A 26,209-nucleotide genomic window follows, 5' to 3' on the forward strand; every position below is an offset into this window, starting at 1 on the left:
GCTTCGGACAGCCCCTTGAAGGAGATTTTTTATGGCTAATGGCACTGTGAAGTGGTTCAACGCGGAAAAGGGCTTCGGCTTCATCGAGCAGGACGGCGGCGGCCCGGACGTCTTCGCCCACTACTCGAACATCAACGCCAACGGCTTCCGTGAGCTGCTCGAGGGCCAGAAGGTCGAGTTCGACGTCACGCAGGGTCAGAAGGGCCCGCAGGCCGAGAACATTCGTCCGCTGTAGTTTCTGCCACGGCACCCGCCTGGTAGCGAGGGGCCCGCACCGCGTACATGATGCCCGGTGCGGGCCCCTCGGCATTGCGCCACGACGCGCTTCCCCGGCTGTTTCCGGCCCCCTGGCCCCGCCACCCGGCGGTCATCCCCACGCGAGACGCCCAGCGCCGCGTCCGGATCGCCGCCCCGCCGTGACAGCTCACGGTTCGAGGTTCTCCGCTCCCGCCCTCCGCGGTGAGCGGCCGACCGTAGGTGACGTGCCGCACGGTTCCACCGTCCACGCCCCGCTCTCCACACTTTCGGCCCGTTCCTCGTGGCCTCCTGCCGGCGCCTCGCGCTGCGGAGCTTCCTCGCGACGTGCCGCCCCAGGAAGGTCTCACATGAACCGCTCCAGTCGCTCCTCGTACCAGAACGCCAACTCCCGCTCCTCGGCGTCCTCCCGGTCCTCGGCATACTCCCGCTCCACCTCGTCCTCCCGTTCCGGCGGCAGCTCCTTCTACGGAGACCGGCCCGCCCGCGGCCGTAGCGCCCGCCAGAGTCCTTCTCCGCAGGGCGAGTTCGCGATGCCGGTGAGCACCACCCCGGCGCTCCCGGCCGTCGAGTCCTTCGCCGAGCTGGACATGCCCAAGGCGCTGCTGTCGGTGCTGACCCGCCAGGGCCTCACCACTCCGTTCCCGATCCAGGCCGCGACGCTGCCCAACTCGCTGGCCGGACGGGACGTCCTCGGACGTGGTCGGACGGGCTCCGGCAAGACCATCGCGTTCGGCCTCGCCGTGCTGGCCCGCATCGCCGGCCGACGCGCCGAGCCGCGCCGCCCGCTGGCCCTGGTGCTGGTCCCCACCCGCGAGCTCGCCCAGCAGGTCACCGACGCGCTCACCCCGTTCGCGCACGCGCTGCGGCTGCGGATGGTGACCGTGGTGGGCGGGATGTCGATCGGCCGCCAGGCACAGGCGCTCAACCGCGGGGCGGAGGTCGTGGTGGCCACCCCCGGCCGGCTCAAGGACCTGATCCAGCGCGGCGACTGCCAGCTCGACGGGGTCGGCGTCACCGTCCTCGACGAGGCCGACCAGATGGCCGACATGGGCTTCCTGCCGCAGGTCACCGAACTGCTGGAACAGGTCGCCGAAGGCGGTCAGACGATGCTGTTCTCCGCCACCCTGGACCGCAACGTCGACCGCCTCGTGCGGACCTTCCTCAAGGACCCGGTCACCCACTCGGTGGACCCGTCCGCCGCGGCGGTCAGCACCATGGAGCACCACGTGCTGCACGTGCAGAACTTCGACAAGGACGCCACGATCGCCCACATCGCCTCCCGCGACGGCGGGGTGATCATGTTCACCGACACCCGGGACCGCGCCGACGCACTGGTGGAGGACCTGCTCGCCAACGGGGTGAAGGCCGCGGCCCTGCACGGCGGCAAGTCCCAGCCCCAGCGCACCCGGACCCTGGAGCAGTTCCGCACCGGCCAGGTCACCGCGCTGATCGCCACCAACGTCGCGGCCCGGGGCATCCACGTCGACGGCCTCGACCTCGTCGTCAACCTGGACCCGCCGACCGACCACAAGGACTACCTCCACCGGGGCGGCCGCACCGCCCGGGCCGGGGAGTCCGGCACCGTCGTCACCCTCGTCCTGCCCAGCCAGCGCCGCCAGACGGCCCGCCTGATGACCACCGCCGGGATCACCCCCGTCACCACCCGCGTGAGCGCCGGTGACGAGGACCTGGCCCGCATCACCGGCGCCCGCGTCCCCACCGGCGTGCCGGTCGTCATCGCCGACCCCGTCGTCGAACGCCCCCGCCGCGGCGCGGCCACCAACCGCGGCCGCCGCGGCCGCCCCGCCCCCACCGGCGGCGGCACCCGCGCCGACGGAGCGAGCCGCGCCACCCAGGCCTCCTCCGGCCGCCGCCGGGCACCCCGGCGCGTCGCCCTCGCCGCCTAGGAGAGCAGGCCCGGACCGCTCCCACGGTCCGGGCCCCGGCGGCCGTCGCGCCGCCAGCACCCCGACCACCGCCGGCCCCGGCGGAAACGACACCACGGAGCCCTCATGGCCCTCACCCTCGAACGCCCCGCGACCACCACCACGGTCCGCGACCTCATGACCGGCCCCGAGCTGCAGATCAGCGACGACGTCATGCTCGATGTCGCGATCCACATCCTGCACAGCTCCGGCGCCGACCACCTCCTGGTGCGCGACGACGACGGCCGCTGCGCCGGGCTGCTGACCCGCCTGCACCTCGCCCCGTTCCAGAACCGCACCCGGTCCACCGAGCGCACCCCGGTCCGTGACATCGCCTTCGACCGCGCCCCGTTCGCCACCACCGACATGCCCGCCGCCACCGCGGCCTCCGCCATGAGCGCCCGCGGCCTGACCACCTGGCCGGTGGTCGATCCCGACGGCCACGCCGTCGGCCTGCTCAGCCTCTAGCGTCGGGCGCGGGGGCGCGAACTGGACCGGACGGCCGGACTGCCGTCCGGTCACCGATGTTTACGTATCCTCCACGAATGTGTCCAGGAAGTGGAGTTGATGCGTCCTGACCCCTTGTCAGGCGGAACGATCCTCCCTACCTTCGTGCTTCGGGATCCCGGCCCGCTCGGTCAGCCGCAGGGGCCGCGGCCCGCACCATCACCGGAGGCACCACAAGATCTGGAGGTTTCCCATGCCCGGAACCATGATCGACGAGGTCCGCGACGCGGGTCCGCTGCTGGTCGATGACGAGACCATCGCGTTCGAGGACGACGACCGCGGCGACCGCGAGGCCACGGCGTGTCTCGCCGACCCGTGGGTGACCGCCACCACCCGTTTCGCCTGCGACTTCAACTCCTGACGGTGACCGGTTCCATCGCCGGCCGCAGCGGCTGGTCCGACGAGACCTGGTCGTACCTGAACGACCCGCGGATGCCGGCGGTGGAACACGGTTGGAAGCTGCACGTCTCGGCCCGCCCCGGCGGGCTCGACACCGTACTCGCCCTCGCCCTGCCGGTACTGGCCCGGTACGTCTGCCACGCCAAGTGGGCCAACAACCCGGAGGTGCTGCGGGAGCTCAACTCCGGCACCCGGAGCGCCGCTTCGGTCGGAAAGGCACTCACCGTCTACCCGGCGCCGGGCACCGCCGTCGCGCTGGCCGGGGAACTGGTCGCGGTGCTGCGCGGGCAGCAGGGACCGCAGGTCGTGAGCGACCGGCGGGTCGACCCCGACGCACCGGTCTACTACCGGTACGGGCCCTTCACCGGCGACTACCGCACCGGGCGCGGCGGGCGACTGGAGTCCGTCATGGTCGGCCCCGACGGCCGGGCCTTCGACGGGCTGGCGGCCGCCTCCTACCGGTGCCCGCCCTGGGCCGAGGACCCGTTCCCGCGCAAGGCGGCGCCGTCCCAGGACTCCCCCGGCCTCGGCGGCGGCCGCTACCTGATCACCGGCGGCATCGCCCGCAAACCGCAGGGCAACGTCTACCGGGCGGTGGACCTGACCACCGGGCGGCCCGTGGTGGTCAAGCAGGCCCGGGCCTTCGTGGCTGAGGACGAGTCCGGTGCGGACGCCCGCGACCGGCTGCGCAACGAACGGGCGGTGCTCACCGCCCTCGACGGCCTCCCCGGCGTCCCCCGGGCCCTCGACGCCTTCCGGCACCGCTCGGACGAGTACCTGGTGATGACCAGCTGCGGCGACCGGGACCTGCGCCGGGATGTCCAGGAGCACGGCCCGTACGAGGCCGCCCGGCTCGCCGAACTGGCCCTCCGACTGCTGCGCCTGCTGGACGGCATCCACCGCCGGGGCGTGGTCGTCCGTGACCTGAAACCCGACAACATCGCGCTGGACGCCGAAGGCCGCTGCCACCTGGTCGACTTCGGGATCAGCGCGCTGGACGGCGCCGGCCCGGACGGCTCGACACCCGGCTACAGCGACCCGGTGCGGCGCCCGGCCGGGCAAGCCGCGCGGCCCGCCGACGACTTCCACGCCCTGGGCGCGACCCTCGGCTTCGCCGCCACCGGCCTGGACCCGGTGGTCGTCGACGGCAACACCGCCGTCAACCGGGACCGCACCCTGACCGGGCTGGCCTGGGCACTGCCCGGCCGGGAGCACCGGCAACTCCGCGCGTTGATCGCCGAGTTGACCAGCCCGGACCCGGCCGTCCGCACCACCGGTGCGGCCCGGCTCCGCGGTGGCCCGGCTGTCGGGACTCCACCCCCGCCGGTACCGCGCCGGACCCGGCTCGCCCCCGACCGGCTCCGCGCGGTCGTCGAGCACACCACCGCGTACTGCGTCGCCGAGGCGCACCGGATCGCCGACCCGGTGCTCGCCGCCCGGGCGGCCGTCCCGACGCCGATCGACGTCTACGGCGGCAGCGCCGGGCTCGGCCTGGAGCTGCTCCACCACCTCCACCGGCCCGGGGTGCCGGAGGCCGTGGCGGCGCTGGCGGAGTGGACGGCGGGGCAGTCCCGGCGGCTGTCCCCGGGGTTCTACTCGGGCCGCACCGGGGTCGAACTGTTCCTCACCCGGGCCGGATTGCCCGTCGGCGGAGGCGAGGACCTGCCCACCCGCGGTCCGGACGGCGGACCGCCCGAGGCCGACCTGATCGAGGGCGTGGCCGGGATCGGCCTCGGCCGACTGCTGCTCGCACGTTCCCAACCCGCCGCCCGGGACCGACACCTCGCCGTCGCCGCCGAGTGCGCCCGGCTGCTGGCCACCGGCCGGGCCCGCCTGTCACCCGCCGGGGCCGACACGCCCGGCAGTGCCGCACTGCGCGAGGGCCTGGCGCACGGCACCGCGGGGGTCGCGTACTTCCTGCTGGAGTACGGGAGTTCCGGCGGCGATCCGGCCGACCGGCACCGGGCCGAGCAGGCCTGCGCCCGACTCGCCGCCGACACCCCGGGGCTGATCGCCCGGGCCACCGCGCCGGGGGCGACCCGCCGCTACGGCTCCTGGTGCCGGGGCCTGGCCGGGATCGGATCGGTGCTGGTCCGGGCCGCCGACCGGCTGGCCGAACCCGGTTACCTGGACCTCGCCCGGCAGACCGCCCGCACCTGCGCCGCGCTCGCGCCCCGGATGCCGCTGGTCACCCAGTGCTGCGGGCTGGCCGGGGTCGGCGAGCTGCTGGTGGACGTCGCCGTCGCGTCCGGCTCCGGGACCGAGTCGGGTGGCGGTACCGGAGCCGAGGAGTTCTGGGACGCCGCCGACACCGTCGCGGCGATCCTGCTGAGCCGCAGCGGCGGCCCGCCGTCCCGCCCGGTGTTCCCGGACGCCGGCCTGGCCCGGCCGAGCGCCACCTGGGCCGGCGGCTCCGCCGGAGTGCTCGGCTTCCTCCGCCGACTGCACGAGCGGGGCGGACCGCGCCTCGGCCTGCTCGACTGACCGCGCCCGGCCGGCCGTCAACGCTCCCGCTCGGCCCGTCCCGGGCGAGGGCGCTCGGCCTATGCCCGGCGAGGGCGCTCGGCCTGTGCCGGGCGAGGGGTCACGGAAGGACCTCGCCCTCGACCGCCGGCCCGGCCGCCGCCCAGTACCCGCGGTCCGTCGGCGGCCGCGACCGCAGGTCGTCCCGGACCTGCCCGGCCAGCCGCCGGGTGTCCCGCCGGTTGACCGTCGCGCCGATGCCCGCGCCCAGCAGCAGCGGGGTCACGGACGGCATCCGGCGCACCCAACTGCGGGTGAGCCGGCGCCGCACCTGCTGGCGCACCTCCGCGCCCAGGGCCAGCGCCGCGAAGCCCGCCGGGCGGGTCAGCAGCATCGCGTCGATCCCCCGGCGGTTCGCCCAGGCCCCCAGGTAGGCCCCGGCCCGCTGGGTGGCACTGCCCGGCGCCGGGACGCCGTAGACCTCGTGCAGCTCAGCGATCAGCTTCACCTCCACGGCTGCCACCGCCAGCGTCTCGGCCGCGATCTCCAGCGGCATCGCGGGCGGCACCGGCAGCATGGCCGCGGCCCCGACGCCCGCGCCGAGGGCGGCGGAGGCCCGGGTGGCACCGGACACCAGCAGATCGGCCAGCTGCTCGGGGTCGGCCGCGTCCGGGTGCTGGGAGCGCAGGGTCGCGAGGTCGCGGACCGGGATCCGTGGCGCCGTGCGCACCAGCTGCTCGGCCAGCGCCTTGCCGCCGAGCGCCGCGCCGCGGGCCGCCAGCCGTCCCCCGCTGCCCAGCCGCCCCGCCACGCCCGCCACCAGCGCCCGCCCCCGCCCGCGCTCCGCGTGGTACTCGGCGACCTGCCAGGCCCCGGTGGGCCGCTCGGCCTCCTCCACCAGCTCGGCGAGGCCCTCGGCCAGACCCCCCTCCGGACCGGATCCGGACCGGGAAACAGGCTCGGGACGCGCCGGACCGGAACGGCCCGCCCGCTTGAAGCGCCCCGGCTTTCGGAAGACTGCCATGCACTTCGGGTACCCCGTCCGCCCGCCCGACACGCCCAGATCCCGGGCTCGGCCCGGCGATCCAGCCGTTCCCGCAGGTCAGGCGACCCTCGATTCGAGGGTCGGAGCCCGGCCTGCCCCGGCCGGCACTCCAGGTCCCGCTCAGTTGGGGGCGGCGGTCATGGAGGTGACGGCCTCCGCCACGGTGCCCCGGTAGATGCTCATCCTGGGCTCCAGCACCTTGGCGCCGGCGCCGAGCGGGAAGTTCTGGGTGCTCGACAGGGGCATGTTGGTGCCCTCGTCGTCGGCCAGCACGTTGAGCTCGTCGATGCCGGGGGCGGTACCGGTGGTGGCGCCGCTCGGGTCGAGGTCGATCACCGCGTAGGCCTTCTGGCCCGCCGCGACGGTGAACCGCGTGGTCCCGCTGGCGAGGATCGGCTTGATGTTCTTGCTCCGGTCGCGCGCGGTGGCATTGCCGAGGTCGACGCCCGGGGAGGAGCTGAGGGTGCAGGAGCTCCCGCCGGTGTTCTGCACCTCGATCACCCGCTGGCTGGGCGCCCCGGAGCGGGCCGACACGTGGATCGAGAGGTGCTGGACGTCGCACGGGCCACCGGCCGCGGACCCGGATCCGGACTTGGTGCTGCCGCCGGACGGCGCGTGCGTGGCCGGGCGCGAGCCCGTGCCCGTGGTCGGCGCGCCCGCCGTGGCCGCACCGCCCGCCGTCGGCTTCGCGGCCACCGTGCTGCTCGCGGAGGGCGCCGGCCCGGCGGCCGGGTCGGTGTTGTCGGGCCCGCAGGCGGTCAACGCCAGCCCCGCGCCGGCGAGAACGGTGGCGACGAGCAGCGGACGACGGTGACGGACGGACATGGCGGCTCCCCGATGACGGTGTGTGCTGACTGCCTCGAACACTTCACAGGACGTCGGCCCACCGGATTCGGTGGCACACCCGGCGTCACAATCACCAGGACATGACAGGGACGGGACTGTGACACCCGTTCGGGGACGGGCCGGTTGACAACACCCGCCCGGTGATGATCGGTCAGCCCGACCGGTGGTGGCCCGCCAGCTGGCGGAAGTCCGGGTGGCCGTGCAGGAGTTCGGGGTAGGTGCCGGTGGCGGAGGCGGTGCTCCGCCGCCGTCCCACCCCCGCCGCCGCCGCGACAAGGACTTGGTATGAGCACGGCAAAGGGTTCCCCGCCCGCGCGCCCACCATCTGGACGGACGGACGGCCGAGTTGATGTGGTGTCCGGACCCGGCCCGCGGGCCCACAGGCCCGTAGTCCCGCAGGCCCGTACGGACGAACCTCCCACACCCTCACACTCGGGAGCAGACGCATGCGCACCCCCCTCAAGGCCGCCGCCCACACCCTCACGGCACTGGCCCTGGCCGCCTTCGGCACCACCACCCTGGCCGCCGGCGCCGAGGCACAAGCCGCCCCGGCCGCCGCCCACTTCGGAGCCAAGCCGCTCCACCCCGGCACCACCACCAAGAGCCCGACCGCGACCTCCGGCAACACCCTCTCGGTCCGCTCCTCCGCCACCCAGGGCGTGGTCTCCCCCACCCCCAAGGTGTACCTGGTGTTCTGGGGCTCCCAGTGGTCCTCCGACCCGGCCGGGGTCGCGCCCGACATGCAGAACATGTTCAAGGGCCTCTACGGCAGCCAGGACACCTGGGGCACCATCCTCAGCCAGTACTGCGAGGGCGTCGCCAAGGGCACCACCACCTGCGGCACCAAGGGCACCCACGTCCAGCACCCGGCCTCCTCCCCCCTGGCCGGAGTCTGGTTCGACAACGCCGCCGCCACCCCGGCCAACGCCACCGCCGCCCAGATCGCCGCCGAGGCCGGCAAGGCCGCCGCCCACTTCGGCAACACCACCCAGGCGCCCAACCTCAACGCCCAGTACGTGGTGGTGTCCCCCACCGGCACCCACCCGGACGGCTTCCCCAACTCCGGCTTCTGCGCCTGGCACGACAAGACCAGCAGCTCCTACGGCACCCTGGCGTACACCAACCTGCCGTACATCCCCGACAACGGGGCGGGCGCCTGCACCACCTTCACCGACGGCCGGCTGCTCTCCGGCATCGAGTCCACCGAGACCCACGAGTACGCGGAGACGGTCACCGACTTCTGGCCCAGCATCGGCTGGAACGGCGGCGGCGGTGAGATCGGCGACGCGTGCCAGAACCTCGACGCCTACGTCACCCTGAGCACCGGCACCTTCGACCTCCAGGGCCTGTGGTCCAACAGCGCCAACAAGTGCGTGACGCACGGCTGACGGCCGCCCGGTGAGCTGTGGGGGCCGAAGGGGTTCCGTCCTTCCCTCCCCCCCCCCCCCCCGCTGCGGCTTTCCCGTACCGGGCGCCGAGGAGGGCCGCGCGGCCGTCAGGCCTCGGTGGCAGTGTGCTCCGAGGCCAGGATCGCCCAGATCTCCTTGTCGTGGCGGACGCCGTTGTGCAGGAACCACTCCCGCAGCACGCCCTCCCGCTGCATCCCGACCCGCTGGGCCACCGCCCGGCTGCGGGCGTTGGCGGCCGAGCACCACCATTCGGCGCGGTGCAGGCCGCGGGTGGTGAAGGCGTAGTCGAGCAGCCGGCGGACGGCGGCGGTGATCAGCCCGCCGCCCTCGCCGGCCGGCTCGGTCCAGGCGCCGATCTCGCAGTTGCCGCTCCTGGTGTCGAAGTGCACGAACATCACGCCGCCGACCAGCGTGCCGTCGCGCCAGATGCCGTAGATCCGGCTGGAGTCGGCGGCCTGGCCGTCGGCGTAGCGCTGCAGGGTGGCGCGGGCCGAGTCCAGGTCGGTGGTGCGGGTGGCCCACGGGATCCACGGGTCGGTGTGGGCGCGGGCGCGGTCGATGTGGGCCAGGAACTCGGGGGCCTGCCAGGGCTCCAGCGGGCGCAGTTCGGCGTTCTCGGCGAGCGGGACGGAAAACACGGGCGGGCCTCTCGGGGTGGTGCGACGGGTGTGGGGGCGGGTGTGCGACGGGTGTGCGGTGGGCGTGTGGTGGCTGTGCGGTGGGCTGTTCGGATCATTCATAACAAACGTTTGGTATGTACGATAGCCCCCATGACGCCAGCCCGTGGAGACCATGACGCCCGCCGCTCGGAAGTCTCCGAGGGGGTGTGGCGGGTGCTCTCCGCCAAGGGTTTCGAGGGGCTGACGCTGCGCGCGGTGGCGGCCGAACTGGGCGCCTCCACCGGGCTGCTGACGCACTACTTCCCGAACAAGCGGGCGCTGCTGAGCCACGCCCTGGAGGAGCTCGACCGCCGCTCCGCCGCCCGGCCCCGGCGGCTGGCCCCCGCCGACGGCACCCCGCCGCCGCCCGAGGGGCTGGCCCGACTGCGGGCCGCGCTGCTCGACGTGCTGCCCCTGGACGAGGCCACCGAGTCCGGCAACCGGATCTGGGTCAGCTCCTGGGACGTCGCCCTGGCGGACCCGGAGCTGGCGGCTGCGCACGCCGGGCGCTACGCCCGGTCGCGGGTGGCGCTCACGGCGCACGTGGCGGACGCCCAGCGGCTCGGCGAGCTCCCGGCCGGCGCCGATCCCGCCGGGCTCGCGGCGGGTGCGCAGGCCTTCGTGCTGGGGCTGGTGGTGCAGTCGCTGTTCGCCCCGGCGGAGTTCCCGGCGGAACGGCAGATCGCGCTGCTCGACGCCTATCTGGCGGGGCTGGCCGGTTAGTCCGTCCTGGCCGGCGGAAGTTCGAGCGGAGGCCCGCGTCAGTTCGGCCGTGGGCTCGCGGCAGTTCGGCCGTGGGCCGGGTTCCGGCTGCGCGGACAGCGGCGTCCCGGGCGTCTCTGTCCGGCTTTTGTCGGATTTCGCCGGTCGGCCGTTCGGGCGGCTGTTTCGTTCAAGGGTGGGGGATTCGCCCGGAATTCCGGTTTTCCACCCAACCGGCTTTCGTGGCGGCCATGACACGCATTGTCACGGGTTATGCGCGGTGGGTGCTGGATTACCCGGAGGTGATAAACGGCCACGGAAAGTACGCACGGGCGCGATGGCCTGCGGAAATTCGCAGGTGGCGCCCCCAGCAGGATTCGAACCTGCGACCTACCGCTTAGAAGGCGGGTGCTCTATCCGCTGAGCTATGGGGGCGGGACGGACGGCGCCCTGGCGGGCGTGACCGTGGCCGGGATCGGGCGACGAGCGCTGGGCGCGCGCGTTGTCCGGCCCCGTACCTGAGGGTGGGGGTGGGGGTTGGTGGGCCCTCGCCCTGTCGGGGACAGGATAAGGGTGTCCAGTTCCTCGGCCGGTGTGACGACACCGTCGTTGGTGTGTCGGTTCGGTGGAGCGGTCCGATAATCGCAGGTGGAGACCGTGTGTGCAGCGGTCTGGCACTGTTCCGGGCCGGACGTTGTGCAGTCGTTACGGGGCTGCCTCCCCACCCGTTATGGATTCGACACGGAGAATGTCCCGCCGCCGGTGCGGGTGGGGGCTCCTATTCGGCTCGCTCCGGCGTGATGACGTGCGCGGACGGCCCGGCCCGGGTGTTCCGCCGCGTCGCGGAGGCGGCCGCGATCTGCCCGTTTGTTGTCATGAGCGCGAAGAGATGCTACCCGAGCGGTGTACGAAGGCCGAAATTCACCCCTGTGAGTGACGGCCGTTTTTCACCCTGCCGATCGGCCTACTAGTTGTCCACAGGATTTCCGAACCGGGTGGTCGTGATTTCTTCCGGGACGCACTCTGAACTCGCACCGCTCGATTCCGTACGGTGCGTCGGCGAGAACGGAGAGTGCGCTGTGAACGAGGTTCAGGTGACGGTGGTGGGCAATGTCGCGACCGAGGTGAGCTACGGGGAAACCGCCGGCGGGGTGCCGATGGCGAACTTCCTCCTCGGCTGCACCGAGCGGCGGTACGACCGCGAGCGGGCCTGCTGGGCGGACGGCGAGACGCAGTGGCTGAGGGTGACGGCCTGGCGGGCGCTCGCGGTGAACCTGATCGGCTCGCTGGCCAAGGGCGAGCCGGTGCTGGTGACGGGTCGGCTGCGGGTGCGGGAGTGGACGGAAGGGGAGGTGAAGCGCAGCCGGGCCGAGATCGACGCCCGGTCGATCGGACACGACCTCACCCGGGGTACCACGGCGTTCCGTTGGGCGGCGGGCGTGCGCGGGCAGCCGGCGGGCGCGGCGGGGCCACCCGGCGCGAAGCCCGCGGGCGAGTCGGTGCCCGGGTGGATCGCCGACGCGCTGGAGTCGCGCCGGGCTTCGGCGGTGGCCGCGGCGCCCGCCCGGCCGGAGCCGCCGCCGGGTGCGCGGGTGCTGACGGGGCAGCAGGGCGAGGTGTCCGAGGGGGAGCGGGGAGGTGAAGACCGGGCGCTGCTGGGCTGACGGGTCGGTGACCTTCCCTGTCGACAAATATGTTGATCGAGAACGTTGTTGCGCCCGCACGCGCAATCTCGTCCGGATAACGGAAAGTCGCGCGGAGATTCTGTCGCTGCGTCAGCTTGTGTGGAACCTGAGGGGGTTGATAACGATCCAGATACGGAATCGTCCTGATTTCGCATGGGGGTTTCGGGGCCTCCGGGGCTCAATAGGATTCACTTGGTTCACACCCGCAGCAGTGCCACAGGGGGCACGCGCGGCACGGCAAGTCGGCGGGCTGCCCACTCGGTGCAAGCCCGCTCCGGAGGGATCCCAGATGTTCAAGCGGCAGGGGCGGAGTCTGTCCCGCATAACCACTGTCATGCTCACGACCAGCGTTGCACTGGGCGGAGGCCTGTTCGCGGCCGGTGCGGCGGTCGCGGCCGACACCCCGGCCTCGGGCGTGACCGCGATCGTCCAGCCGGAGATGTTCGGCGAGCGGGTCGACGTCAAGGGCAAGGAGAGCGTCGACGCGGGCCTGTTCACCCTCAAGACGACCTCCGGCGAGCTGCTGCAGACCTACTGCATCGACTTCGACAACCCGGTGTACCTGGACAGCAAGGCCAAGTACCACGAGGCCGACTGGTCCGCGAGCTCCCTCAACGGCAACGCGAACGCCCCCAAGATCCGCTGGATCCTGGAGAACTCGTACCCGCAGGTGCCGATCGACGCCCTGCGCAAGGCGATCGGCGACAACGAGCTCTCGGAGAAGGACGCCGCGGCGGGTACCCAGTCCGCGATCTGGAAGTTCTCGGACGACAAGACCGCGACCCCGCGCAACGAGCACGCCAAGAAGCTGCGCGACTACCTGACGGGCGACGCCAACAAGGGCGTCGCGGCCGAGCCGAAGCCCTCGCTGACCCTCACCCCGGACTCCGTCTCCGGCAAGTCGGGCGCCAAGCTCGGCCCGTTCGTGCTGAACACCAGCGCCAACGAGGTCAAGCTCGCGGTCTCCGGCGACGCCGCCGACAAGATCAAGGTGCTGGACAAGGACGGCAAGCAGGTCAACGGCACGCTGGCCGGCCCGGTCGCCAAGGACACCCAGCTGTTCCTGGACGTCCCCGGCGGCACCCCGGACGGCAAGGCCGTGCTCAAGGCCACCGCCGACACCACCGTCCTCAGCGGCCGGGTCTTCATGAGCGGCCTGGACGACCAGGGCAAGCACAGCCAGACCATGATCCTGGCCGGCTCCAAGAAGCTCAGCGCCGCGGCCGCGGGCCAGGCCACCTGGAAGCAGGCCCAGGGCCCGATCGTCGACAGCTCCGCCAAGGAGGAGTGCGCCAACGGCGGTGTGCGCGTCTCCGTCACCAACACCGGTGACCAGCCGGCCGAGGTGACCGTGCAGCCGGGCCAGAAGATCACCGTGCAGCCCGGCAAGACCGAGACCGTGCTGGTCAAGGTCGCCGAGAAGACCAAGTACGACATCACCGTCACCGGCCCGAACGGCTTCTCCAAGAAGTTCTCCGGTGTCCTCGACTGCAAGACCGGCGTGACCCCGACCGGCGCCCCGACCACTCCGGCCGCCACCGGCACCACCACCGCCACCCCGTCGAGCACCCCGAGCTCCGGTGCCGCCCAGCCGGCCCCGTCGACCACCAGCGCCGCCCCGGGCACCGGTGGCCTGGCCCAGACCGGTGCCAATGACTCCACCCCGATCCTCGCCGCCGTCGCCGGTGGCCTGGTCGTGGCCGGTGGCGCCGCGGTCTTCGTCCTGCGCCGCCGCGGCCGTCACGGTCGCACCACCGCCTGAACCGACTGAACCGTGCGAACCGCCTGAGCGGTGCTCCGGGAGGCGCTGACCTCCCGGAGCCCTGAACGAGCGGAACCCGGCCCGGCTCCCCGCACCAGCAGCGGGGACCCGGGCCTTCGCGCTTCCCGGCCCCGGCCCGGTACGGCCACCCCGGTATCCGCCGCACCGGTACGGACACCCCGGTGCGACGGATACCCCGGTGGGGTCACCCCGGCGGTTCGGGGCTCCCGGCCGGGTGCGGCACAATGGAACGCTGCAAGACGAATACTCCCGACGACGCCGGAGCGATCTCACGTGGCGGAATACATCTACACGATGCGCAAGGTGCGCAAGGCGCACGGAGACAAGGTCATCCTTGACGACGTGACGCTCAGCTTCCTCCCCGGGGCGAAGATCGGCGTCGTGGGCCCCAACGGTGCCGGTAAGTCCACCGTGCTGAAGATGATGGCCGGCCTGGAGCACCCCTCCAACGGCGACGCCTTCCTCTCGCCCGGCTACACCGTCGGCATGCTCCTCCAGGAGCCCCCGCTCGACGAGACCAAGACGGTCCTGGAGAACGTCCAGGACGGCGTCAAGGAGATCAAGGGCAAGCTCGACCGCTTCAACGAGATCGCCGAGCTGATGGCGACCGACTACTCGGACGCGCTGCTCGACGAGATGGGCAAGCTCCAGGAGGAGCTGGACCACGCCGAGGCCTGGGACCTGGACGCCCAGCTGGAGCAGGCCATGGACGCCCTGGGCTGCCCGCCCGGCGACTGGCCGGTCACCAAGCTCTCCGGTGGCGAGAAGCGCCGCGTGGCGCTCTGCAAGCTGCTGCTGGAGGCCCCCGACCTGCTGCTGCTCGACGAGCCCACCAACCACCTGGACGCCGAGTCGGTGAACTGGCTGGAGCAGCACCTGGAGAAGTACAAGGGCACCGTCGTGGCCGTCACCCACGACCGGTACTTCCTGGACAACGTCGCCCAGTGGATCCTGGAGCTCGACCGCGGCCGCGCCTACCCGTACGAGGGCAACTACTCCACCTACCTGGAGACCAAGCAGTCCCGTCTCAAGGTCGAGGGCCAGAAGGACGCCAAGCGCGCCAAGCGGCTCAAGGAAGAGCTGGAGTGGGTCCGCTCCAACGCCAAGGGCCGCCAGGCCAAGTCCAAGGCCCGCCTCGCCCGTTACGAGGAGATGGCGGCCGAGGCCGACAAGATGCGGAAGCTGGACTTCGAGGAGATCCAGATCCCGCCGGGCCCGCGCCTGGGCAACGTCGTCATCGAGGTCGAGAACCTCAACAAGGCCTTCGGCGAGAAGATCCTGATCGACGACCTCAGCTTCACCCTGCCGCGCAACGGCATCGTCGGCATCATCGGCCCGAACGGCGCCGGCAAGACCACCCTGTTCAAGATGCTCCAGGACCTGGAGACCCCGGACAGCGGCACGGTCAAGGTCGGCGACACCGTCAAGATCAGCTACGTCGACCAGACCCGCTCCAACATCGACCCGAAGAAGACCCTCTGGGAGGTCGTCTCCGACGGTCTGGACTGGATCAACGTCGGCCAGGTCGAGATGCCGTCCCGCGCCTACGTGTCGGCCTTCGGCTTCAAGGGCCCGGACCAGCAGAAGCCGGCCGGCGTGCTCTCCGGTGGTGAGCGCAACCGCCTGAACCTGGCGCTCACCCTCAAGCAGGGCGGCAACCTGCTGCTCCTCGACGAGCCCACCAACGACCTCGACGTCGAGACGCTCTCCTCGCTGGAGAACGCCCTGCTGGAGTTCCCCGGCTGCGCCGTGGTCATCTCCCACGACCGCTGGTTCCTGGACCGAGTGGCCACCCACATCCTCGCCTACGAGGGCGAGAGCAAGTGGTTCTGGTTCGAGGGCAACTTCGAGTCGTACGAGAAGAACAAGATCGAGCGACTGGGCGCCGACGCCGCCCGTCCGCACCGGGCCACGTACAAGAAGCTGACCCGAGGCTGACACCCAGCTGTCACAACGGCCCGGCAGACTGCCCCCCGGGGCGGCCTGCCGGGCCGCGGCCCGTCACCGAGGTTCGGCGGCGGGCGACCGGACACCGAGGAGAACACCCGTGGCTCGCCACATCTACGCCTGCCCGCTGCGCTGGTCCGACATGGACGCCTTCGGCCACGTCAACAACGTGGTCTTCCTGCGCTACCTGGAGGAGGCCCGGATCGACTTCATGTTCACCCAGGCCGCCGAGGCCGGCGCCGGGGAGTTCGCGGGCGGCTCGGTGGTGGCCCGCCACGAGATCGACTACAAGCGCCCGCTGGTGCACCGGCCGGAGCCGGTCACCGTGGAGACCCGGGTGACGCACATCGGCGGCGCCTCGCTGACCGTCTCCTACGACATCAAGGACGTCCACGAGGACGGCTCCGAGACGGTGTACGTCCGGGCCTCCACCGTGGTGGTGCCCTACGACCTGGCCGCGGGCCGGCCGCGCCGGATCTCGCCGGTGGAGCGGGAGTTCCTCTCCCGGTTCATGGACGAGGCCCCGGTCGGCGCGGCAGTCTGAAAGTCCCTGGACCTCCGAACCGATTCGAGCTGAGCAGCGTTGACCGTCACCGCCCGCCTCGCCCTGACCGACACCGGTGAGGCCGCCGACCTCTCCGCCTTCCTGCTGCGCCTGCTGCGCTTCGACAAGGCGGCGGCCGTGCGGCTGCAGGCGGTCGACCCGGCCGCGGCGGACGGCGTGCTGTCGGCGGACGGCGTGCTGGCGGTCTTCGGACGGCTGCCGCTGGGCGAGTCCGGCGTGCTGGCGATCCGCACCGCCCGGCTGGACGGCCTGGACGAGCCGGTGGACCTGACTGTGTCCGCGGGCCAGTTGCTGGACGGCGTGGACGCCGACTCGGGCGCCGTCGCGCTGCCCGCGCCGGTGACCGGTCCGGCCTGGGCCGGGCTGCTGCCGCCGCGGGTCGGCTGGCGGCCGGTCGGGACCCCGCCGGCGGCCGAGGTGTGCCGCGAACTGATGGCGGCGGTGCGGGAGTTCCGCGAGCGCAGTGAGGCCGTCCCGGCGCACCACCGCACCCGCGCGGTGCTGGACCGGTTGGCGGACGAGGTGTGGTCCCGCCCGGTCTCGGTGCTGCCGGAGCTTCCGCTGCGCGCCGTGCACGCCTCGTACCGGATCGGTTTCCTGAGCCCCGAGGCGCCGCTCTCGGTGCACCGGGCGGGCGGCTGGCTGCGGTTGAGCTCCCCAGTGGGCTCGGTGGTGGTACGGACCGCGGCGGCGCCGGGCGCGGGGCTGGGCCTCAGCCCGCTGCGCTAGCGACCGCTCAGCCCGGGGTGTTGATCATCGAGGCGGCGGCGTAGGTGAGGTAGTCCAGCAGTTGCCGCTCGTGCTCGGCGGGCAGTTCCAGGCTCGCCACGGCGGCCCGCATGTGGGTGAGCCAGGCGTCGTGGGCGGCCTTGTCGACCTTGAACGGGGCGTGCCGCATCCGCAGCCGCGGGTGACCGCGCCGGTCGCTGTAGGTGCGCGGGCCGCCCCAGTACTGCATCAGGAACAGCGCCATCCGCTCCTCGGCCGGGCCGAGGTCCTCCTCGGGGTACATCGGCCGCAGCAACTCGTCCTCGGCGATGCCCTCGTAGAAGCGGCGGGTCAGGCGCCGGAAGGTGGCCTCTCCGCCGACCTGCTCGAAGAAGGTCTCCTCGCTGAACGTGCCTCGTCCGATCTCTGTCACCCGACCATGGTCGCAGACGCCGACGGGGTCGTACACCGGGACCAAAGGCGTACGACCGCGTCGGGGTTCAACGACGTTCACCGACGTTCACCGACGTTCAGTGACGTCCGGCGACGGCTACGCGTCCTCCCACTTGAACAGCTTCCAGGCGATGCCGGTGAACACGGCCGCGAAGAGCAGCAGTCCGCCCATGGCGGGCAGGGCGTCCATGACGCCGCCGCCGCGGGTCAGCACCGACTGGGCGGCCGACACCAGGTGCTTGAGCGGCATGACCTGGGAGACGGTCCTCAACCAGCCCGGGGCGCCGTCCAGCGGGAAGAACGAGCCGGACAGGAAGGACATCGGCAGCACGATGAGCTGCGAGATGCCGTTCGCGGCCTCCTCGGTCCTGGCGACCGAACCGGCCAGCAGGCCGATCGACATGAAGGCGAGCGTCGCGCAGCCCACCAGCGGCAGGATCAGCCACCAGTTGCCGGTGAGCTTGAGCCCGAAGAAGCTCGTTGCGACGATCAGGAAGGCGGTGGTCTGGAGGAAGGCGGTCACCAGCGAGACCACGATCCGGGAGCTGACCACCGCGCCGGCGCTGACCGGGGCCAGTCGCAGGCGCCGCAGCACCTTGGACTTGCGCCAGCCGACCAGGGTCAGCGAGGCGCCGAAGACCGCGCCGGTGGCGACGGCCCAGCCGAGCAGGCCGGGGGTGAGGAACTGGATCGGCTTGAGCGACTGGTCCTCGACCTGCTGGGAGTCCAGCACGTAGGCGGCCGGCTGGTGGGTGGCGGCCTGGTTGGCGCTCTGGACGATCGAGTTGAGGATGCCCTGGACCGCGCCGGCCTTGACCTGGTCGGCGGCGGTGTAGCGCAGCTCCACCTTGCCGTCCGGGCCCTGCTCGATCATCGCGTCGAAGTCGCCCTTGCGGACCTTCTCCAGCGTGCCGGCCTCGTCGTCGGTCCTGGTGATGCTGAGGACCTTGTCCAGGCCGGCCCGCTGGTCGCCCTGGATCGAGTCGAACAGCTTGACCGCGCCGACCTGGGCGACCTTGGCGTGCGGGCTGGAGGAGCCCTTGGAGACGGAGCCGAAGAAGACCAGGAAGACCAGCGGGAACAGCAGGATGAAGAAGGTCGCGGTGCGGTCGCGCTTCATCCCGAGCAGCATCGCGCGGGACAGGCTCCAGAACGCGCTGACCCGCTCCCGCTCGTCGGCGGAGCCGGCCGAACCGCCGCGCTGGGCGGGGACCTTCGGCTCGGTGGAGGTGCTGGTCATGCGCGGAACTCCCGTCCGGTCAGCTGGAGGAAGACGTCCTCCAGGGTGGCGCCGCGCACTTCGAGGCCGCGCAGCGCGTTCTGCTCGGCGAGGACGCTGAGCACCGGGGCGGGAAGGCGGGTGGAGACGGAGAGCGAGACGGTGTCGTCCTCCAGCTGGGCGATGTCGGCGCCGGCCGCGGCCAGCAGCTCGCGGGCCCGCTCGACCGGCAGCTGGCCGGAGGCCACGCTGATCCGGACGGTGTCGTCGATCTCGCGGATCAGCGCCGCCGGGGCGCCGGTGTGCAGGACCTTGCCGTGGTCCATGATCGAGACCCGGTCGCAGAGCACCTCGGCCTCGTCCAGGTAGTGGGTGGTCAGGACGACGGTGCGGCCCTCGGCGTTGATGTCCCGCAGCAGGTCCCAGAGGTTGCGGCGGGCCTGCGGGTCGAGGCCGGCGGTGGGCTCGTCCAGGAAGACGAGCTCCGGGTCGTGCGCCAGGGCGCAGGCGATCGACAGGCGCTGGGCCTGGCCGCCGGACATCTGGTCGGTGAGGGTCGCCGCCTTGTCCGAGAGTCCGACCCGCTCCAGCATCGCATCGGCCCGCTTGGGGCCGACCCCGTAGAACGACGCGAAGGTGTGGATCGTCTCCCGGGCGGTCAGCTTCCGGAAGAAGGCGGAGGCCTGGAACTGCACGCCGATGCGCGGCAGCAGCTTCGGGTTGCGCGGCCAGGGGGCCATCCCCAGCAGCTCGACCCGGCCCTCGTCGGGCTTGCGGACCCCTTCCAGGATCTCCATGGTGGTGGTCTTCCCGGCCCCGTTGGGACCGAGGATCCCGTAGAACTCGCCGGCCTCGACGGTGAGCGACACCCCGTCGACGGCCTGCACATCCCCGTACCGCTGGCGGATGCCGTCAGCGGATATAGCAGCAGTCATGAAGCCAGAGAATAGGGCTCACGGGGCGTCTTGTGCACACCGTGGACGGGAATTTGTGGATTCCCTGAGGGAGGCAGGAAAAAGCCGGGCCGGGCGAAATTACGAATTCCGCCCGGCCCGGCCGGAGTTGCCCCTGACGGGTGCTCAAGGTGCAGGTCAGGCGCGGTGCACCGTGATCGTCGTCCAGGCGCCGATGTGGATCCGGTCGCCGTCTCCCAGGGGGATGGCGGTGTTCGGGGAGATCGGTTCCTCGCCCCCGTTCACGGTGGTTCCGTTGGTCGATCCCTGGTCCACCAGAACCCAGCTGCCGTCCGCCTGTTCGGCGAGCAGCGCGTGCTGGTGCGAGGCGCCCGGGTCCTCCGGCGGCACCGACAGGTCGATCTCCGGGACGGTGCCCCGGTGCTGGCTGCGCCGGCCGATCCGCAGCTGGCCGCGGCCGGTCAGCGGGATGCGGCGCTCGGGGCAGTACGGCGGGAAGAACAGGCCGGCCGCCTCGGGGCCGCTGCGGGCCATCATGTCGGTGAAGTAGTCGCGGTCGGCCGAGACCACCGCGATCCAGTTGGCGCGCACCGGTTCGGCCGGGGCGGGCTCCGGCCGGGCGCCGGGCTGGGGCTGCGGCGGGGCCAGGTGGAAGGACGTGCCGAAGTCGCCGCCGCGGGTGTTCGGGCCGGGGCCGGCGGGCTGGGCGTACACCGGGCCGGAGTCCTCGCGGACCGGGGCCTCCGGGAAGGCGCCTTCGGGCGGCGGGTAGCCGTAGGTGTGGGGGTACTCCGGCTGCTGCTGGTACTCCGGGGCCTGCGGCTGGTGGGGCTGGTGCGGCTGGTGGGGCTGGGGCTGTGGGGCCGGGGCGCCGCCGTAGGCCGCCGGGATGTTCAGCGGCGGGGGCTGGGCCGGGCCGGGCGCGGGCGCACCGCCGGCCGGCGCCTGGCGGCCGGGGGGCGTGGACAGCTCGTAGTCGTAGCCGCACTCCTCGCAGAACCGCCCGGTCTGCGGGCTGCGGCAGATCGGGCAGACGGCCAGGCCCTCGGTGAGTCCGGGGGTGCCCGGCGGCGGGTAGCCGCCGGGCGGCGGGTACGCCCCGGGCGGGGGCGGCGGGACGGACCCCGGCGGGGCCGGCGGGGGCGGCGGCGCGCCGAAGCCGGCACCGCCGTGCTGCGGGTGTCCGGCGGGCGCCCCGGGCGCGCCCGGGTAGCCCCCGTGGGCGCCGGGCGCCGGGACCGGTGGGGTCATCGGGAAGCCGCAGAAGTCGCACCAGTCCTCGGCCTGCGACTCGTGGCCCCTCGGGCAGATCGGCATCAGGTCCCCCTCGTTTCGGGCCGGTGCGGTGCGGCTTCGCGCCGGGCGGCCGGCCCGATCACGTCTACAGCGGTCACTTCGCGGTCACTTCTTCACACGTACCGTCTTGGTCGACCGGGTCTCAAGGGTCATCGAGTCGGCCTCGCTCACGTTCTTACGGAACCGAACCGTACCCTCCTTCGGGTCCACCACGTCCACCACCTTCTGCAGCAGCTTGAAGGTGCCCTCGTTGCCGGTCGCGTGGGCGATCCGGACGGCGGCGCCGAGCTTGGCGGTGGCGGTGTCGACGTCGCCGGAGCGGTGGGCCTCCAGGCCCTCCTGGATGGAGGAGGCCAGCTCGGCCTGCCCGGTGTAGTGGGCGACCTGGGGGCTGATCCGGGTGGAGGAGGCGAGGTCGTCCGTCCAGACGGCCTTCACCAGGCCCTGGCTGAGCACCTCGGGGGTGCCGCCGCCGACCTGCGGGGGCAGCACCAGGCTGATCCGGGCGGCGAGCATCTCGTTGCCGACCGAGGCGGCCGGGACCTCGACGCAGACGTGGTAGTCGCGGCTCTCGTCGCCCCAGGAGCCGGTGGGGTAGTCGCCCGCCCGCGGACCGGCCTCGGCCCGGCGGCCGGTGAGGTCCTCGACGGCGGGGGCGACCTGCTTGACGAACTTCACGGCCGCGTTGGCCGGGGTCCAGATCCGCAGCGCGACGTCGGCGACCTGCTTGCCCATCGCGCCGGTCATCATCGAGCGGAAGTCCTCGGCGAGGCCGGAGGGCTCGGCGACGATGTCGGTGGTGCCGAGCAGCGCCGAGGAGATCTTGCGCAGCTCGTCGATCCGCCAGTCGGTGCCGACGCCGCGGCAGTCGGCGGTGAAGTGCCCGGTGACCCGCTCGATGGTGCGGGCGAGGTCCTCGGCGGACTCGTGCTCGTTGTTGCCGTCGGTGAGCAGGATGGCGTGCCGGATGGCGATGTCGCGGCGGGTGAGGAAGAGCTTGTCGGCCTTGGCCAGCCAGGTGCCCATGGCGGTGCCGCCGGCCGCGGTGAGGCGGCGCAGCGACTCCTTGGCCTGCTCCCGGGTGGCCGCCGAGGCGGTGGCCAGGGTGCCGTCGCCGGGGTAGATGTCGCGGGCCTCGTGGGTGCCGGCGACGACGGCGAAGGCGGTGCCGTCGCGCAGGGCGTCGATGGCGGCGGCGGTGGCCTCGCGGGCGCCGTTGATCTTGGTCTTGGGGTAGTCCATCGAGCCCGAGCAGTCGACCAGGATCACCACGGCCGCGTTGGCGTCGCCGCCCTGCGGACCGGCGTCGGCGAGCCCGAGCGGGCGGCCGCCGGAGGTGCCGCCGCCGGTGGAGGTGACGGTGACGATGGCGTTGACCTCGCGGGCGCCGTCGGCCAGGTACTCGTTCTGGAAGATCTCCACGTCGAACCTGGGCAGGTTCGGCTTCGCCAGTGTTGCCATGGGGCGGTGGCTCCCGTCGGGTGAGGGGTGGATGTGATCAGGTCGGTGGGGCGGGCCGGCGGACGGGGCCGTCGGTCCGGTCGCGCGGAACCGGTCAGGCCGTCGGCGGGTGCGGCGGCTGCGGCGGAACGGGCGGGACGGGCGGGGCGACCGGCGGCGCCGGCGGGACGGCCGGAGCCGGAGCCGCGGCCGGGGGCAGCGGGGCGGCGGCGGAGCCGATCACCGGGAGGTCCGGCAGGGTCGGGTCGTGGTCCTCGTAGTCGTCGTCGTTCCCGGCGGCGGCCGCCGGCCTGATGACCTTGAGGTCCTGCGCGGTCGGCGTCTCCACGATCTCCGCCAGTGCGGCGGCGGACGGTTCGATCGGCAGCACGGCGACCGTGATGTTGTCGTGCCCGCCGGCCGCGACCGCGAACTTGACCAGGGTCTGGGCCGCCAGCAGCGGTTCGGTGCGGGCGTCCGGGCGGACGAAGTAGGCCAGGTCGGTGGCCGCCTCGGCGTAGTTCCACAGTCCGTCGGTGCAGATCAGCAGCACCCCGGGGACGTGCGGGGTGAAGTCGAGGGTGTGCGGCACGACCTCCTCGGCGTCGGCGCCGAGCCAGCCGGTGATCGCGTGGGCGCGCGGGTCGGCGTAGGCCTCGGCCTCGCCCATCAGCCCGGCCTCGACCATCCGGGCGGCCCAGGAGTCGTCCTGGGTGAGCCGGAAGGGTTCGGCGCCGGCCCGGTCGTCCGGGATCCAGTACGCCCGGGTGTCGCCCACCCAGCCGATGGTGACCCGGCCGCCTGCCGCGATCGCGCTGACGTAGGTGCAGGCGGGCGCGTTGACGTCGGGCCTGGTCGGGCCGGCGCCGTCGGTGGCGAGGTCGGCGACGGCCTTGGCGGCGTCCGCGATCGCCGTGCGCATCGCGCCCTCCGGGTCGCGGCCGGCCTCCAGGGAGGTCAGCAGCGACTCGGAGGCGGCGTCGACGGCGGTCTCCGAGGCCTCGTCCGGGCGGTCGGAGGAGGAGACGCCGTCGCACACCACGGCGACCACGACCGGCTCCCCGCCGGGCAGCGAGGTGGCGGCGACGGTGAAGGAGTCCTCGTTGCGGTGGTGGCGCACGCCGCGGTCGCTGACCCCGGCGACGCCCGCGAGCGCCTTCTCCATGTGGTCGCGCGGGCGCGGCTGGGCGCTCCCGCAGCCCTCGCAGTAACCGTCCTCGGTGACCTGCGCCTGCCCGCAGTTGACGCAGACCGGCCCGCGCTGCGGCGGGACGGCCTCGCCGCGGGCGGCGGCCCAGCTGGCGGGCATCGCGCCCGGGGCCGCCCGGCCGTCCCGGCCGGCCCCGCAGCGCCCGCAGTAGGCGTCGTCAAGGTCCATCGGCTCGGAACAGCTCGGGCACTCGGTCTGCTGCGGCATCGGCTACACCCACGTCCTGGGGCGGGCCCGGTTGGCCCGTTCCACCATCTCGATCCTGGTCTCGGCCCGGTCGGCCAACCGGGCGAGTACCCGATAGGACTGTTCCAGGGCGAAGCGCAGTTCCCGCTCCACGGCGGGACGTCCGAGGACGACCAGGCCGGAGCCCTGCGGAGCGCCGGTCGAGCCGGCGCCGACCCAGTCGAGGGCCGCGCCGAGCACCTCGACCGAGAGCTCCTCGCGGCGGCGGTCGTCCAGGCGCAGCGCCGTCAGCTGGTCGGAGCCGGCCGCGAGGTCGACGGCGAGCGGGTCGGTGGCGGCCCGTTCGCGCAGCCGGGCGCGGACGGCGGCGATCCGGGCGGCGGTGTACTGGCTGGAGGTGGCCGGGACGGACTCCAGCACCCGTACGGCGCCGGGCCGGTCGTCCTCGGCGAGGCGGACCCGGGCCAGGCCGAAGGCGGCGCTGAGGTAGGCCTGGTCGGTGGTCCAGACGAGCCGGTAGAACTCGGCCGCGTCGCCGCCGTCGCCGAGCAGTTCGGCGCAGATGCCGAGGGCGAGCTTGGGGGCGGCCTCGCCGGGGAAGGCGTCGTAGACCGCGTCGAAGGCCTCGGCAGCCGCCCGCAAACCGGGCTCGGCGGAGGCCCCGTCGGGGGCCTCGGCGGCCCCGACCAGGGCGACCAGGCCGCGGTACCAGACCACCCGCCAGTCGTCCGGGTGGTCCTGCTCCAGCTTCGCGAGCTCCTGCACGGCCGTGCCGTGGCGCCCGAGTTCGAGCAGGGCGCGCAGTTCGCGCAGCCGGCTCTCGACCGAGACGGCGGGGGCGCCGCCGAGGGCGGCGAGCGCCTCCTCGGGGTCGGTGGCGAGCAGGGTGGCGAGGAAGCCGGCGTTGGGGTCGGCCGGGTCGACCCGGGGGACGGGCAGCGCGAGGGCGGCGGCGGCCGGGTCGAGAGCGGCCACCCGGAGCCGGCCGGGCTGCTCGGTGGGCAGGACCAACTCGGTGTCCACGACGCGCAGTTCGGGGCCGAAGAGGGTGGAGAGTGCGGGTCGGGGCCGTTCGTCCTGGAGGGCCAGGACCTCCCGCAGTACGCCGGTGAGCTGGTCGGCCATCTCCTCGGCGGAGGAGAACCGGCGGGCCGGGTCCGGGTCGGTGGCACGGACCAGGAAGCGGTAGTAGGACTCGTACCTGGCGAAGACCTCGACGTCCTCGGGGCCGGGCAGCGAGTCGCGGTAGGTGGTGCTGTAGCCCTGGAAGTCGAAGGTGAGGACCGCGAGGGTGCGGGCCACGGTGTAGAGGTCGGAGGCGGGGGAGGGGCCGTCGGTGGCGATCTCGGGGGCCTGGTAGCCGATGGTGCCGTAGATCGCGCCGTCGTCGTCGAAGCGGCGGACCGCGCCCATGTCGATGATCTTGAGCGTGTCGCCGCTCTGGATCACGTTGTCGATCTTGAAGTCGCAGTAGATCAGGCCCCGGCTGTGCAGGTAGCCCAGGGCCGGCAGCGCCTCCAGGGCGTACGCGATCGCCTGCTCGACCGGCAGCGGCTCGCGCCGGCCGTCCGGGGTGCGGCGGTCGTTGGCGATGTCCTTGAGCGACTTGCCGCCGACGAACTCCATCACGATGTAGCCGTCGGTGGAGCCGGTGCGCAGGTCCGGGTGCTCGGCGAAGTTGATGATCCGGACGATGTTCGGGTGGTCCACCTCGGCCAGGAAGCGCCGCTCGGCGACGGCCGCGGCCAGCGCGTCCTCGTCCCCGGTGTCCAGCAGGCCCTTGAGCACCACCCACTTGTCGTTGACCCGCCGGTCCACCGCCAGGTAGATCCAGCCGAGCCCGCCGTGCGCCAGGCAGCCGACCACCTCGTACTGGCCGCCGACCAGGTCGCCGCGGCGCAGCTTGGGGGTGAAGGAGTACGGCGTGCCGCACTTGGTGCAGAAGCCGTCCGGGCGGCCCGGCCGGCCGTTCTTCTCCCGGCCCACCGGGGCCTCGCACTTGGAGCAGTACCGCTTGCGCTCCGGCACCTCGGGGTTCTCCAGCACCGCCTGCGCCGGGTCGGCCGTCTCCACCGTCGGCACGGTGACCAGGCCGGCGCCCAGCCGGTTGCGGGTGCCCGCGCTGACGCTGCCGCGGGTGGAGCGCACCGAGACCGAGCGGCTGCTGCCGGTGCGGGTCGAGCGGTGCGAGCGGGAGCGGCCGGACATCGACCGGGCGGAGCCGGTGCGGGCCGACAGCGAGCGGATCGAGGCGCTGGGGGCGGAGTCCGGGGTGACCCGGGCGGACGGCAGGTAGGGCTGGGTGACGCCGGTGTCGCCGCCGGGCGGGGTCAGGCCGCACTCGTCGCAGTAGCCGTCCGGGTCGATGGTGCCCGAGCAGTCCCGCGGGCACGGCGAGCCGGGCCCGGCGGTCGGCCCGGCGGTGGTCGGCCCGGTCGTCGGTCCGGTGGCGGTCGGTGGGGCGGCGCCGGTGGCGGCCGGGGGGACCGTGGTGGCCCCCACCGGGGTCAGCCCGCACTCGTCGCAGTAGCCGTCCGCATCGATGGTGCCGTTGCCGGAGCACTCCGGACGCACGCACGTCTCGCCCATC

22 protein-coding genes and 1 tRNA gene are annotated in these 26,209 nt (G+C 73.1%); 12 read left to right on the plus strand and 11 right to left on the minus strand.

The window, feature by feature from the left end:
* The first annotated feature begins 31 nt into the window (after positions 1–31).
* The 5 genes from ACZ4W5_RS12865 (at position 32) to lanL (ending at position 5,573) form a co-directional block, all read left to right on the plus strand.
* The gene (locus ACZ4W5_RS12865) at positions 32–235 is read left to right on the plus strand and encodes a cold-shock protein (protein ID WP_031068443.1); all 204 of its coding nucleotides are present in this window, start codon (positions 32–34) and stop codon (positions 233–235) included.
* A gap of 553 nt (positions 236–788) precedes the next feature.
* Entirely contained in the window at positions 789–2,165 is a 1,377-nt protein-coding gene (locus tag ACZ4W5_RS12870; protein ID WP_465654180.1) for a DEAD/DEAH box helicase, read from the plus strand.
* A 105-nt stretch (positions 2,166–2,270) separates the two neighbouring features.
* Positions 2,271–2,651, plus strand: a complete 381-nt coding sequence (locus ACZ4W5_RS12875) for a CBS domain-containing protein (RefSeq protein ID WP_465654181.1) — start codon at positions 2,271–2,273, stop codon at positions 2,649–2,651.
* A 232-nt stretch (positions 2,652–2,883) separates the two neighbouring features.
* Complete coding sequence (locus tag ACZ4W5_RS12880; protein WP_402487752.1) at positions 2,884–3,051, plus strand: SflA family class IV lanthipeptide; 168 nt, start codon at positions 2,884–2,886, stop codon at positions 3,049–3,051.
* Positions 3,052–3,053: 2 nt separating this feature from the next.
* Positions 3,054–5,573, plus strand: a complete 2,520-nt coding sequence (gene lanL, locus ACZ4W5_RS12885) for a class IV lanthionine synthetase LanL (protein ID WP_465654182.1) — start codon at positions 3,054–3,056, stop codon at positions 5,571–5,573.
* Positions 5,574–5,673: 100 nt separating this feature from the next.
* Here the strand turns inward: lanL and ACZ4W5_RS12890 are convergent, their stop codons facing one another.
* Both ACZ4W5_RS12890 and ACZ4W5_RS12895 read right to left on the minus strand, forming a co-directional pair.
* On the minus strand, positions 5,674–6,576 hold the full coding sequence (locus tag ACZ4W5_RS12890) for a hypothetical protein (protein WP_465654183.1): 903 nt from the start codon (positions 6,574–6,576) through the stop codon (positions 5,674–5,676).
* A gap of 141 nt (positions 6,577–6,717) precedes the next feature.
* The gene (locus ACZ4W5_RS12895) at positions 6,718–7,422 is read right to left on the minus strand and encodes a DUF4232 domain-containing protein (protein WP_465654184.1); all 705 of its coding nucleotides are present in this window, start codon (positions 7,420–7,422) and stop codon (positions 6,718–6,720) included.
* Positions 7,423–7,889: 467 nt separating this feature from the next.
* Between ACZ4W5_RS12895 and ACZ4W5_RS12900 the strand changes: the two genes are divergently transcribed.
* Entirely contained in the window at positions 7,890–8,831 is a 942-nt protein-coding gene (locus tag ACZ4W5_RS12900; RefSeq protein ID WP_465654185.1) for a hypothetical protein, read from the plus strand.
* Between the two features lie 107 nt (positions 8,832–8,938).
* Here the strand turns inward: ACZ4W5_RS12900 and ACZ4W5_RS12905 are convergent, their stop codons facing one another.
* Positions 8,939–9,490 (minus strand): GNAT family N-acetyltransferase, encoded by a 552-nt coding sequence (locus tag ACZ4W5_RS12905; RefSeq protein ID WP_360242637.1) that lies wholly within the window; start codon positions 9,488–9,490, stop codon positions 8,939–8,941.
* Positions 9,491–9,622: 132 nt separating this feature from the next.
* On the opposite strand from ACZ4W5_RS12905, the gene ACZ4W5_RS12910 reads away from it, so the two are divergent.
* The gene (locus ACZ4W5_RS12910; RefSeq protein WP_360242634.1) at positions 9,623–10,234 is read left to right on the plus strand and encodes a TetR/AcrR family transcriptional regulator; all 612 of its coding nucleotides are present in this window, start codon (positions 9,623–9,625) and stop codon (positions 10,232–10,234) included.
* Positions 10,235–10,572: 338 nt separating this feature from the next.
* Here the strand turns inward: ACZ4W5_RS12910 and ACZ4W5_RS12915 are convergent.
* A tRNA-Arg gene (locus ACZ4W5_RS12915) sits at positions 10,573–10,648 on the minus strand.
* Positions 10,649–11,292: 644 nt separating this feature from the next.
* On the opposite strand from ACZ4W5_RS12915, the gene ACZ4W5_RS12920 reads away from it, so the two are divergent.
* The 5 genes from ACZ4W5_RS12920 (at position 11,293) to ACZ4W5_RS12940 (ending at position 16,922) form a co-directional block, all read left to right on the plus strand.
* Positions 11,293–11,877, plus strand: a complete 585-nt coding sequence (locus ACZ4W5_RS12920; RefSeq protein ID WP_360242631.1) for a single-stranded DNA-binding protein — start codon at positions 11,293–11,295, stop codon at positions 11,875–11,877.
* Between the two features lie 355 nt (positions 11,878–12,232).
* Complete coding sequence (locus ACZ4W5_RS12925; protein WP_465654186.1) at positions 12,233–13,660, plus strand: Cys-Gln thioester bond-forming surface protein; 1,428 nt, start codon at positions 12,233–12,235, stop codon at positions 13,658–13,660.
* A 294-nt stretch (positions 13,661–13,954) separates the two neighbouring features.
* Positions 13,955–15,619 (plus strand): energy-dependent translational throttle protein EttA, encoded by a 1,665-nt coding sequence (ettA, locus tag ACZ4W5_RS12930; RefSeq protein WP_360242625.1) that lies wholly within the window; start codon positions 13,955–13,957, stop codon positions 15,617–15,619.
* A 109-nt stretch (positions 15,620–15,728) separates the two neighbouring features.
* A complete protein-coding gene (locus ACZ4W5_RS12935) occupies positions 15,729–16,172 on the plus strand; it encodes an acyl-CoA thioesterase (RefSeq protein ID WP_465654187.1) in 444 nt (147 codons plus the stop codon).
* Between the two features lie 39 nt (positions 16,173–16,211).
* The gene (locus ACZ4W5_RS12940; RefSeq protein WP_360242619.1) at positions 16,212–16,922 is read left to right on the plus strand and encodes a DUF8185 domain-containing protein; all 711 of its coding nucleotides are present in this window, start codon (positions 16,212–16,214) and stop codon (positions 16,920–16,922) included.
* Between the two features lie 7 nt (positions 16,923–16,929).
* On the opposite strand, the gene ACZ4W5_RS12945 is transcribed toward ACZ4W5_RS12940, so the two are convergent.
* From ACZ4W5_RS12945 to ACZ4W5_RS12975, 7 genes are all read right to left on the minus strand, one after another.
* Entirely contained in the window at positions 16,930–17,334 is a 405-nt protein-coding gene (locus ACZ4W5_RS12945) for a globin (protein ID WP_360242616.1), read from the minus strand.
* A gap of 117 nt (positions 17,335–17,451) precedes the next feature.
* Positions 17,452–18,594, minus strand: coding sequence for an ABC transporter permease (locus tag ACZ4W5_RS12950; protein WP_465654188.1), 1,143 nt, complete (start codon positions 18,592–18,594; stop codon positions 17,452–17,454).
* Positions 18,591–19,508, minus strand: a complete 918-nt coding sequence (locus ACZ4W5_RS12955) for an ABC transporter ATP-binding protein (RefSeq protein ID WP_360242610.1) — start codon at positions 19,506–19,508, stop codon at positions 18,591–18,593. The genes ACZ4W5_RS12950 and ACZ4W5_RS12955 overlap by 4 nt, the downstream gene beginning before the upstream one ends.
* Positions 19,509–19,664: 156 nt before the next feature.
* Complete coding sequence (locus tag ACZ4W5_RS12960) at positions 19,665–20,804, minus strand: FHA domain-containing protein (protein WP_465654189.1); 1,140 nt, start codon at positions 20,802–20,804, stop codon at positions 19,665–19,667.
* Positions 20,805–20,888: 84 nt separating this feature from the next.
* Positions 20,889–22,244, minus strand: coding sequence for a vWA domain-containing protein (locus ACZ4W5_RS12965; RefSeq protein ID WP_465654190.1), 1,356 nt, complete (start codon positions 22,242–22,244; stop codon positions 20,889–20,891).
* Positions 22,245–22,338: 94 nt separating this feature from the next.
* Positions 22,339–23,640: a protein phosphatase 2C domain-containing protein gene (locus tag ACZ4W5_RS12970; RefSeq protein WP_465654191.1), complete on the minus strand. Its 1,302-nt coding sequence runs from the start codon at positions 23,638–23,640 to the stop codon at positions 22,339–22,341.
* 3 nt (positions 23,641–23,643) lie between these two features.
* Positions 23,644–26,208 carry a serine/threonine-protein kinase gene (locus tag ACZ4W5_RS12975; RefSeq protein WP_465654192.1) on the minus strand — a complete coding sequence of 855 codons (2,565 nt, stop codon included), beginning with the start codon at positions 26,206–26,208 and terminating at the stop codon, positions 23,644–23,646.
* Position 26,209 lies beyond the last annotated feature (1 nt).

This window comes from Kitasatospora sp. NPDC029367 (assembly GCF_055569135.1).

Bases quoted from the DNA above. Each gene is read 5' to 3' on its own strand.
- ACZ4W5_RS12865 (WP_031068443.1), top strand. From the start codon at position 32: ATGGCTAATGGCACTGTGAAGTGGTTCAACGCGGAAAAGGGCTTCGGC.
- ACZ4W5_RS12870 (WP_465654180.1), top strand. From the start codon at position 789: ATGCCGGTGAGCACCACCCCGGCGCTCCCGGCCGTCGAGTCCTTCGCC.
- ACZ4W5_RS12875 (WP_465654181.1), top strand. From the start codon at position 2,271: ATGGCCCTCACCCTCGAACGCCCCGCGACCACCACCACGGTCCGCGAC.
- ACZ4W5_RS12880 (WP_402487752.1), top strand. From the start codon at position 2,884: ATGCCCGGAACCATGATCGACGAGGTCCGCGACGCGGGTCCGCTGCTG.
- ACZ4W5_RS12890 (WP_465654183.1), bottom strand. From the start codon at position 6,576: ATGGCAGTCTTCCGAAAGCCGGGGCGCTTCAAGCGGGCGGGCCGTTCC.
- ACZ4W5_RS12895 (WP_465654184.1), bottom strand. From the start codon at position 7,422: ATGTCCGTCCGTCACCGTCGTCCGCTGCTCGTCGCCACCGTTCTCGCC.
- ACZ4W5_RS12900 (WP_465654185.1), top strand. From the start codon at position 7,890: ATGCGCACCCCCCTCAAGGCCGCCGCCCACACCCTCACGGCACTGGCC.
- ACZ4W5_RS12910 (WP_360242634.1), top strand. From the start codon at position 9,623: ATGACGCCAGCCCGTGGAGACCATGACGCCCGCCGCTCGGAAGTCTCC.
- ACZ4W5_RS12925 (WP_465654186.1), top strand. From the start codon at position 12,233: ATGCTCACGACCAGCGTTGCACTGGGCGGAGGCCTGTTCGCGGCCGGT.
- ACZ4W5_RS12950 (WP_465654188.1), bottom strand. From the start codon at position 18,594: ATGACCAGCACCTCCACCGAGCCGAAGGTCCCCGCCCAGCGCGGCGGT.
- ACZ4W5_RS12955 (WP_360242610.1), bottom strand. From the start codon at position 19,508: ATGACTGCTGCTATATCCGCTGACGGCATCCGCCAGCGGTACGGGGAT.
- ACZ4W5_RS12960 (WP_465654189.1), bottom strand. From the start codon at position 20,804: ATGCCGATCTGCCCGAGGGGCCACGAGTCGCAGGCCGAGGACTGGTGC.
- ACZ4W5_RS12965 (WP_465654190.1), bottom strand. From the start codon at position 22,244: ATGGCAACACTGGCGAAGCCGAACCTGCCCAGGTTCGACGTGGAGATC.
- ACZ4W5_RS12970 (WP_465654191.1), bottom strand. From the start codon at position 23,640: ATGCCGCAGCAGACCGAGTGCCCGAGCTGTTCCGAGCCGATGGACCTT.
- ACZ4W5_RS12975 (WP_465654192.1), bottom strand. From the start codon at position 26,208: ATGGGCGAGACGTGCGTGCGTCCGGAGTGCTCCGGCAACGGCACCATC.